This is a genomic window from Mycobacterium sp. NAZ190054, assembly GCF_001545925.1.
Classification (GTDB): Bacteria; Actinomycetota; Actinomycetes; order Mycobacteriales; family Mycobacteriaceae; genus Mycobacterium.
On the sequence record NZ_LMVQ01000174.1, the window covers coordinates 1 to 7,783 of the forward strand.

The window sequence follows — 7,783 nt, forward strand, 5'->3', positions numbered from 1 at the left end:
GCGCAGCGTGGACGACCACCTTGTTACCGGGCGGTAGATGGCCCGGTCGCGGCTATCTGAATCGTTCCTGTGAGTGAATGGACATACTCCTGAATGCCCGCGGGTATGTCACCCGCGTTAACCTCAGTAGACAGTGACCAGGGAATCTGAGCCTCTGGTTCTGATTCCGGCGCCTGCGTCCTTGCAGGCCTTCGCGAGATGCAGGGAGACGAGACAGCATGACCGCAGCGACCATTCCGGGACTGGACAACGCACCGACCAAGCACGAGGGTCTGCTCGCATGGGTTCGTGAGGTCGCCGAGCTGACCCAGCCCGACCGCGTCGCATGGGCGGACGGCTCCCAGGAGGAGTACGACCGGCTCTGTGCGCAACTCGTGGAGGCCGGGACGTTCCAGAAGCTCAATCCCGAGAAGCAGCCGAACTCGTACCTGGCGCTGTCCGACCCGTCGGACGTCGCGCGTGTCGAGTCCCGCACCTTCATCTGCTCCGAGCGCGAGATCGATGCCGGTCCCACCAACAACTGGATGGACCCGGGCGAGATGCGCGCCATCATGACCGACCTGTACCGCGGCTGCATGCGCGGGCGCACGCTGTGGGTGGTGCCGTTCTGCATGGGTCCGCTCGACGCCGAGGACCCCAAGCTGGGCGTCGAGATCACCGACTCCGAGTACGTCGTCGTGTCGATGCGCACCATGACCCGCATGGGCGCCAAGGCGCTGGAGAAGATCGGCGACGACGGCTTCTTCGTCAAGGCGCTGCACTCGGTCGGCGCGCCGCTGGAAGGCGGTCAGTCCGACGTGCCGTGGCCGTGCAACGACACCAAGTACATCACCCACTTCCCGGAGACCCGCGAGATCTGGAGCTACGGCTCGGGTTACGGCGGCAACGCGCTGCTGGGCAAGAAGTGCTACTCGCTGCGCATCGCGTCGGCGATGGCCCACGACGAGGGCTGGATGGCCGAGCACATGCTGATCCTGAAGCTGATCAGTCCGGAGAACAAGGCCTACTACATCGCCGCGGCGTTCCCGTCGGCGTGCGGCAAGACCAATCTCGCGATGCTGCAGCCCACCATCCCGGGCTGGCGCGCCGAGACCGTCGGCGACGACATCGCGTGGATGCGGTTCGGCAAGGACGGCCGCCTCTACGCCACCAACCCCGAGTTCGGGTTCTTCGGCGTCGCGCCGGGCACCAACTGGGATTCCAACCCGAACGCGATGAAGACCATCGCCGCCGGCAACACCGTCTTCACCAACGTCGCCAAGACCGACGACGGCGACGTGTGGTGGGAGGGCCTGGAGGGCGAGCCCGACCACCTGATCGACTGGAAGGGCAACGACTGGATTCTGCGCGAGACGGAAACCAAAGCGGCGCATCCGAACTCGCGCTACTGCACGCCGATCTCGCAGTGCCCGACGCTGGCCCCGGAGTGGGACGACCCGCAGGGCGTGCCGATCTCGGCGATTCTGTTCGGCGGTCGCCGTAAGACCACCGTCCCGCTGATCACCGAGGCCCGCGACTGGCAGCACGGCGTGTTCATCGGCGCCACGCTGGGCTCCGAGCAGACCGCCGCGGCCGAGGGCAAGGTCGGCACCGTGCGCCGCGACCCGATGGCCATGCTGCCGTTCATGGGCTACAACGTCGGTGACTACTTCCAGCACTGGATCAACATCGGCAAGCAGGCCGACGAGTCGCAGCTGCCGAAGGTGTTCTTCGTCAACTGGTTCCGCCGTGGCGACGACGGCCGCTTCCTATGGCCGGGCTTCGGCGAGAACAGCCGCGTGCTCAAGTGGGCCATCGAGCGCATCGAGCACAAGGCCGACGGCAAGAGCACCCCGATCGGCATCGTGCCGACCGCCGCGGACCTCGACCTGGAGGGGCTCAACGTGGACCCGGCCGACGTCGACGAGGCGCTGGCCGTGAAGGTCGACGAGTGGCGCGCCGAGGTTCCGCTGATCGAGGAGTGGTTCGAGTTCGTCGGCGAGAAGCTGCCGACCGGCATCAAGGACGAGTTCGACGCGCTGAAGACCCGCCTGGCCGAAGAGAGCTGATCCTTTTTCGCACCGCGAGCGTAGGTGTCTGCACATGGACACCTACGCTCGCGGTGCTATTTCACGCGAGCCTCCCACGCGCTAAGAGCCACCGCTCTTGACACCCGTCAACTACGGGGAAGTAAAGTCGGCGCATGCAGATCCGCGACACCGCCGTTGCCACCCCCGACAAGCCCGCCGTCATCATGTATCCCAGCGGGACCGTGGTGACGTTCGGGGAGCTGGAGGCGCGGGCCAACCGGCTGGCGCACCTGTTCCGGGACGCCGGTCTGGTCGAGGGTGACGCCGTCGCGATCCTGATGGAGAACAACGAGCACTTCCACGCCGTGATGTGGGCGGCGCGTCGTGCCGGGCTCTACTACGTCCCGATCAACACCCATCTCACCGCCGCCGAGGTGGCCTACATCGTCGACAACAGCGGCGCCAAGGCGATCGTCGGTTCGGCCGCGCTCACGGACACGCTGGCCGGGCTCGACGCGGAGCTTCCGCACGGACTGCCGCCGGTGCTGCTGATCGCCAACGGCCGGTTGGACGGCTGGCAGACCTACCCCGAGTGCGTGGCCGACAAGCCCGACACCCCGATCGCCGACGAGATCGACGGTGACCTGCTGCAGTACTCGTCCGGCACCACCGGGCGCCCGAAGGGCATCAAACGCGAACTGCCGCACCTACCGCCGTCCGAGGTACCGGGTTTGATGGCCGCGCTGGTGTCGTTCTGGATGCACCCCGACGCGGTGTACCTCAGCCCGGCCCCGCTGTACCACACCGCGCCGTCGGTGTGGTCGATGCAGACCCAGGCCGGCGGTATCACCACCGTCGTGATGGAGAAGTTCGACGCCGAGGGCGCACTGGATGCGATCGCCAAACACAAGGTGACCCACGGACAATTCGTCCCGGTGATGTTCACCAGGATGCTGAAACTGCCCGAGGACGTGCGCACGTCGTATGACGTGTCGAGCCTTGAGCGTGTCATGCACGCCGCGGCGCCGTGCCCGGTGGACATCAAGAAGCAGATGATCGACTGGTGGGGCCCGATCGTCGACGAGTACTACGCGTCCTCGGAGGCGCACGGGTCCACGCTGATCACCGCCGAGCATTGGCTGGAGCATCCGGGCTCTGTCGGCAAACCGCTCACCGGTGTCATCCACATCGTCGGCGAGGACGGCCGGGAACTCCCACCCGGACAGGCCGGCGAGATCTACTTCGAGGGCGGCTACGACTTCGAGTACCTCAACGACCCCGACAAGACCGCGTCGTCACGCCACCCGCAGGGCTGGAAGACGGTGGGGGACATCGGATATCTGGACGACGAGGGCTTCCTCTACCTGACCGACCGGCGCCACCACATGATCATCTCTGGCGGGGTGAACATCTATCCGCAGGAGGCCGAGAACCTGCTCGTCACCCACCCGAAGGTGATGGACGCCGCGGTCTTCGGCATTCCGGACGACGAGATGGGCCAGAGCGTCAAGGCCGTCGTGCAGACCGTCGACGCAGCCGACGCCACCGACGAGTTCGCCGCCGAGCTGATCGCCTGGCTGCGCGACCGCCTCGCGCATTACAAGTGCCCGCGGTCGCTGTCGTTCGAGGCGCAATTGCCCCGCACCGACACCGGCAAGCTCTACAAGCAGGAGCTGATAAAGAAGTACTCGTGAACAATCCGGTCGAGCTTGCGGGCGGTGTGCGCGTCGCCGTCGGAACCCCGTCCGACGACGCGACTTTCACGCTGACCGAACACACCGTCGACGACCGGCGCGCGGTCACGGTCGCGTCGGTCCCCGACGCGCTCGCCGCGTTGGACGAGCGCTGCCGCCGCTGGCCGCAGGCGGCCGCCGTGTGCGACGACGTGCTGCGCGCGTTCGATCCCGACGGATCCACCTTCGCCGGAGTCGTCACCGAGTCGCTGGCCTACTCGACGCTGCAGGCGGGCCCGGAGTTCGCCCGCTGGCTCGCCGAACGGGGCCCGGCGCAGGTTCCGCTGACCCCGGATCCTGTTGTGGCACACCGTGATCACAACCGGCTCACGATCAGGTTCAACCGGCCGCGACGGCACAACGCGTTCTCGACCGACGCCCGGGCCGCGCTTCTGGACGCCCTGGAGGTGGCCCGTCTGGACCCGGGTGTCGACGAGGTGGTGCTCGCCGGCAATGGCCCGTCGTTCTGCAGCGGCGGCGACCTCGCCGAGTTCGGAACGTTCGCCGATCCCGCCAGTGCGCACCTGGCCCGCACCCGGCACAGCCCGGCGCTGGTACTCGACGCGATCACCGCGCGCCTGGGCGGTTCCTGCCGGGCCGAGGTCCACGGCCACGTCCAGGGCAGCGGACTGGAGATGGCCGCGTTCTGCGGGACGGTGTCGTGTCACCCCGACGCGGTGCTGGGGCTGCCTGAGTTGGCCCTCGGGCTGATTCCCGGCGCCGGCGGCACCGTCAGCATCACCCGGCGCATCGGACGGTGGCGCACCGCGTATCTGGTGCTGTCGGGGCAGTCGATCGACGCCGAGACGGCGCTACGCTGGGGTCTCGTCGACGCTGTCAGCCCGAACGCCGCAACGTGACCCGGTAGGTGTACTGCTCGGGCAGGAACTGGCTGACGGCCAGCTCGAGCGGGCGCCCCAGGTCGTTGGCGTAGAGCCGATCCACCCGCAGCATCGGATGCCCGGGCGGGCATCCCACCGCGGCGGCGGCCGGGTCGTCGGCCGCGGTGACCGTGATCGACTGCGCCGCTTCGGCGATCGGGCGGTCCAGATGCGGCTCCAGCAGTCCGATCACGGTGTGGGTGCTCACCGCGCCGGTGCACAGGTGCGGCGAGCCGAGGACCGGAGCGGCGACCGCCGGCGGGAGGTGAACGATGGTGTGCCCGAACGGAATACCATCGTGCAGCCGGCGGAACCGCACCGTGTAGACGACGTCGCCGTCCTGCCGCAACCGGCTGGCCGCGTCGATGTCGACGCGGCGGTGCAGCCCGTCGATCACCTCCATCGTGGTGTCGACTGACAGGCTCATCAGATCCTCGATCGAACCGAGCCGGCGCAGGTACCGCCGGCCCCGGTCACCGGCGTAGCTGCCGCGGCCGGGCACCCGGTACACCACACCCTCGGCGACCAGATCCTGGAACGCGCGCCGCACCGTCTGGCGGGACAGGCCGTGCCGGGCCACCAGTTCGGACTCCGTCGGCAGCCGCGTCCCGTCGGGGTACTTGCCGGCGGCGATGTCCTCCCGAAGCCGTTCGCGCAGCACCTGATACGCCGGAGGCATCAGATGCCGCCCCGGGCCACCAACTGTCCGGCGATGACGTTGCGCTGGATCTCGTTGGTGCCCTCGCCGACGATCATCAGCGGCGCGTCACGGAAATACCGCTCGACGTCATACTCGGTGGAATAGCCGTAGCCGCCGTGGATCCGCACCGCGTTCAGTGCGATCTCCATCGCCACCTCGGACGCGAACAGCTTGGCCATCCCCGCCTCCATGTCGGCACGGGCGCCGCTGTCGTAGCGGTCGGCCGCGTGCAGCGTCAACTGCCGCGCAGCGGTCAGCTTGGTCGCCATGTCGGCCAGATAGTGACCGACGGCCTGGTGCTTCCAGATCGGCTGACCGAAGCTCTCCCGATCCTGCGCGTAGGCCAGCGCGTCCCCGAGTGCGGCCGAGGCCACCCCGAGCGCCCGGGACGCGACCTGGATGCGGCCGGTCTCAAGGCCTTTCATCATCTGGCCGAACCCCTTGCCCGCCACCCCGCCGAGGATCGCGGACTCCGGTACCCGGCACCCGTCGAACACCAGTTCACAGGACTCGACGCCCTTGTAGCCGAGTTTGGGCAGATCCCGCGACACCGTCAGCCCGTCGGTGGGGTTCTCGACCAGTACCACCGAGATACCCGCGTGTTTGGGTGTGGCGTCGGGATCGGTTTTGCACAGCAAGGCGATCAGGCCGGACCGGCGGGCGTTGGAGATCCACGTCTTGGCACCGGTGATCACCAACTCGTCGCCGTCGCGCCGGGCCATGGTGCCCATCGCCTGCAGGTCCGAGCCACCCCCGGGCTCGGTCAGCGCCATCGTCGCGCGCAATTCACCGGTGGCCATCGCCGGCAGGTAACGCTGCTTCTGTTCGTCGGTGCCGAACAGTGCCAGCAGCTTGGCCACCACGGTGTGCCCGCCCATCGCACCTGCCAGGCTCATCCAGCCGCGGGCCAGTTCCTGGGTCACCAGCACATAGCAGCGCGTGGACACCGGCGCCCCGCCATGCGCTTCGGGAACCGCCAGGCCGAAGATGCCGATCCGCTTCATCTGCTCGATCCACGCCTCCGGATACGTGTTGGCGTGCTCGACGTCGCGGACGGTCGGCTTCACGTCGCGGTCGATGAAGGTCCGCACCGTCTCCACCAGCAGGGTCTCTTCGCTGCTCAAGCCCTCGACCACGCACAGCCTCCCGACGTCGTAAATGTACGGCCATTTCCGGACGCCATATTGACACGCGAAGCGCAGGGCTGCCAGCATGGGCCGCTGTGACTTTGTACGGCCAAATCTCGGGGGGCCCCTACTTCGACGAGCTGCGTGTCGGGCAGGTCTTCGACTCCGCGCCGTCGATGACGTTGACCGCCGGCGTGGCCGCCACGCACCAGGCGATCATCGGCGATCGGCTCCGGCTGCCGCTCGACGCCGAGCTCACCCAGGCGGTGGTCGGGGCGACTGCGCCGCTGGCGCATCCGGCCCTGGTGTGTGACATCGCGATCGGCCAGTCGACCCTGGTGACCCAACGGGTGAAGGCCAACCTTTTCTACCGGGGTCTGAGGTTCTACCGGTATCCCGTCCTCGGCGACACCCTGTTCACCCGCACCGAGGTGGTGGGTCTACGGCAGAACTCGGCGAAACTCGGCCGGGCGCCGACCGGCCTCGCCGCGCTGCGTATGACGACGATCGACGGTGTCGGGCGGCTGATCCTCGACTTCTACCGGTGCGCGATGCTGCCGTTGAGCGGTGACACCGTGCAGACCGGCTTCGACGACGATCTGTCCGCAATCGGGTCCGACGTGGCCGCGGCGGCCGATCCGACCGCGGACTGGGACGCCGAGGCGTTCCGGGCCCGGGTGCCGGGCCCGCATTTCGACCCCGCGACGGCCGGAACGGTGCTGCGCAGCACCGCCGACGTGGTCAGCAGCGCCCCCGAGCTGGCCCGGCTGTCGCTGAACATCGCTGCCACCCATCATGATTCGCGTGTGGGCGGGGAACGTCTGGTCTACGGTGGGCACACCATCGGCCTGGCTCTGGCCCAGGCGAGCCGGCTGCTGCCCAACCTGGTGACGGTGCTGGGCTGGGAGTCCTGCGACCACACCGGGCCGGTGCACGAGAACGACACGCTCTACAGCGATCTCACCGTCCAGGGCGCTGATCCGCTTCCGGACGGCCGGGGCGGGGTGTTGCGGTTGCGCTCGGTGGTCTACGCGGTCGGACCGGACGAGGACAGGCCGGTGCTGGACTGGCGGTTCAGCGCGCTGCAGTTCTGACGGTTCACCGTCGCGCGGTTCTGAATCACAATGGTCTCGTGACGCCCGTGCCCATCCCCGCCGCCGTACTCGAGCAGGCCCGCTCGACCGCGGAAGCCGTGGCGGCACGCGCCGGGATCACCTGGCCGCCGGCCCGCTCGGCGGGATTGCCCTGGATGCCGAACTTGGTCGCCAGCGTCACTTCGTCGCGGCGGTCGGCGAGCAGGCGCGCGATGAGCCGTTCGTTGTCACCGGAACCG

6 protein-coding genes and 1 pseudogene are annotated in these 7,783 nt (G+C 68.3%); 4 read left to right on the forward strand and 3 right to left on the reverse strand.

All coding sequences use genetic code 11. The features are described from left to right. The first annotated feature begins 218 nt into the window (after positions 1-218). The 3 genes from ASJ79_RS13860 (at position 219) to ASJ79_RS13870 (ending at position 4,602) form a co-directional block, all read left to right on the forward strand. Positions 219-2,048: a phosphoenolpyruvate carboxykinase (GTP) gene (locus ASJ79_RS13860; RefSeq protein WP_067956051.1), complete on the forward strand. Its 1,830-nt coding sequence runs from the start codon at positions 219-221 to the stop codon at positions 2,046-2,048. Between the two features lie 134 nt (positions 2,049-2,182). Next, the gene (gene fadD4, locus ASJ79_RS13865; protein ID WP_067956053.1) at positions 2,183-3,703 is read left to right on the forward strand and encodes a fatty-acid--CoA ligase FadD4; all 1,521 of its coding nucleotides are present in this window, start codon (positions 2,183-2,185) and stop codon (positions 3,701-3,703) included. Continuing rightward, positions 3,700-4,602, forward strand: coding sequence for an enoyl-CoA hydratase/isomerase family protein (locus tag ASJ79_RS13870; protein ID WP_067956054.1), 903 nt, complete (start codon positions 3,700-3,702; stop codon positions 4,600-4,602). The genes fadD4 and ASJ79_RS13870 overlap by 4 nt, the downstream gene beginning before the upstream one ends. On the opposite strand, the gene ASJ79_RS13875 is transcribed toward ASJ79_RS13870, so the two are convergent. Both ASJ79_RS13875 and ASJ79_RS13880 read right to left on the reverse strand, forming a co-directional pair. Further along, positions 4,580-5,302 carry a GntR family transcriptional regulator gene (locus tag ASJ79_RS13875; protein WP_067956055.1) on the reverse strand — a complete coding sequence of 241 codons (723 nt, stop codon included), beginning with the start codon at positions 5,300-5,302 and terminating at the stop codon, positions 4,580-4,582. The genes ASJ79_RS13870 and ASJ79_RS13875 overlap by 23 nt on opposite strands. Next, a complete protein-coding gene (locus ASJ79_RS13880; protein ID WP_067956056.1) occupies positions 5,302-6,459 on the reverse strand; it encodes an acyl-CoA dehydrogenase family protein in 1,158 nt (385 codons plus the stop codon). Before ASJ79_RS13880 ends, ASJ79_RS13875 begins: the two co-directional genes overlap by 1 nt. A gap of 86 nt (positions 6,460-6,545) precedes the next feature. On the opposite strand from ASJ79_RS13880, the gene ASJ79_RS13885 reads away from it, so the two are divergent. After that, positions 6,546-7,544, forward strand: a complete 999-nt coding sequence (locus tag ASJ79_RS13885; RefSeq protein WP_067956057.1) for a MaoC family dehydratase — start codon at positions 6,546-6,548, stop codon at positions 7,542-7,544. A 124-nt stretch (positions 7,545-7,668) separates the two neighbouring features. On the opposite strand, the pseudogene ASJ79_RS32240 reads toward ASJ79_RS13885, so the two are convergent. Beyond that, positions 7,669-7,783, reverse strand: a pseudogene (locus ASJ79_RS32240) (aldo/keto reductase); the annotation flags it as partial.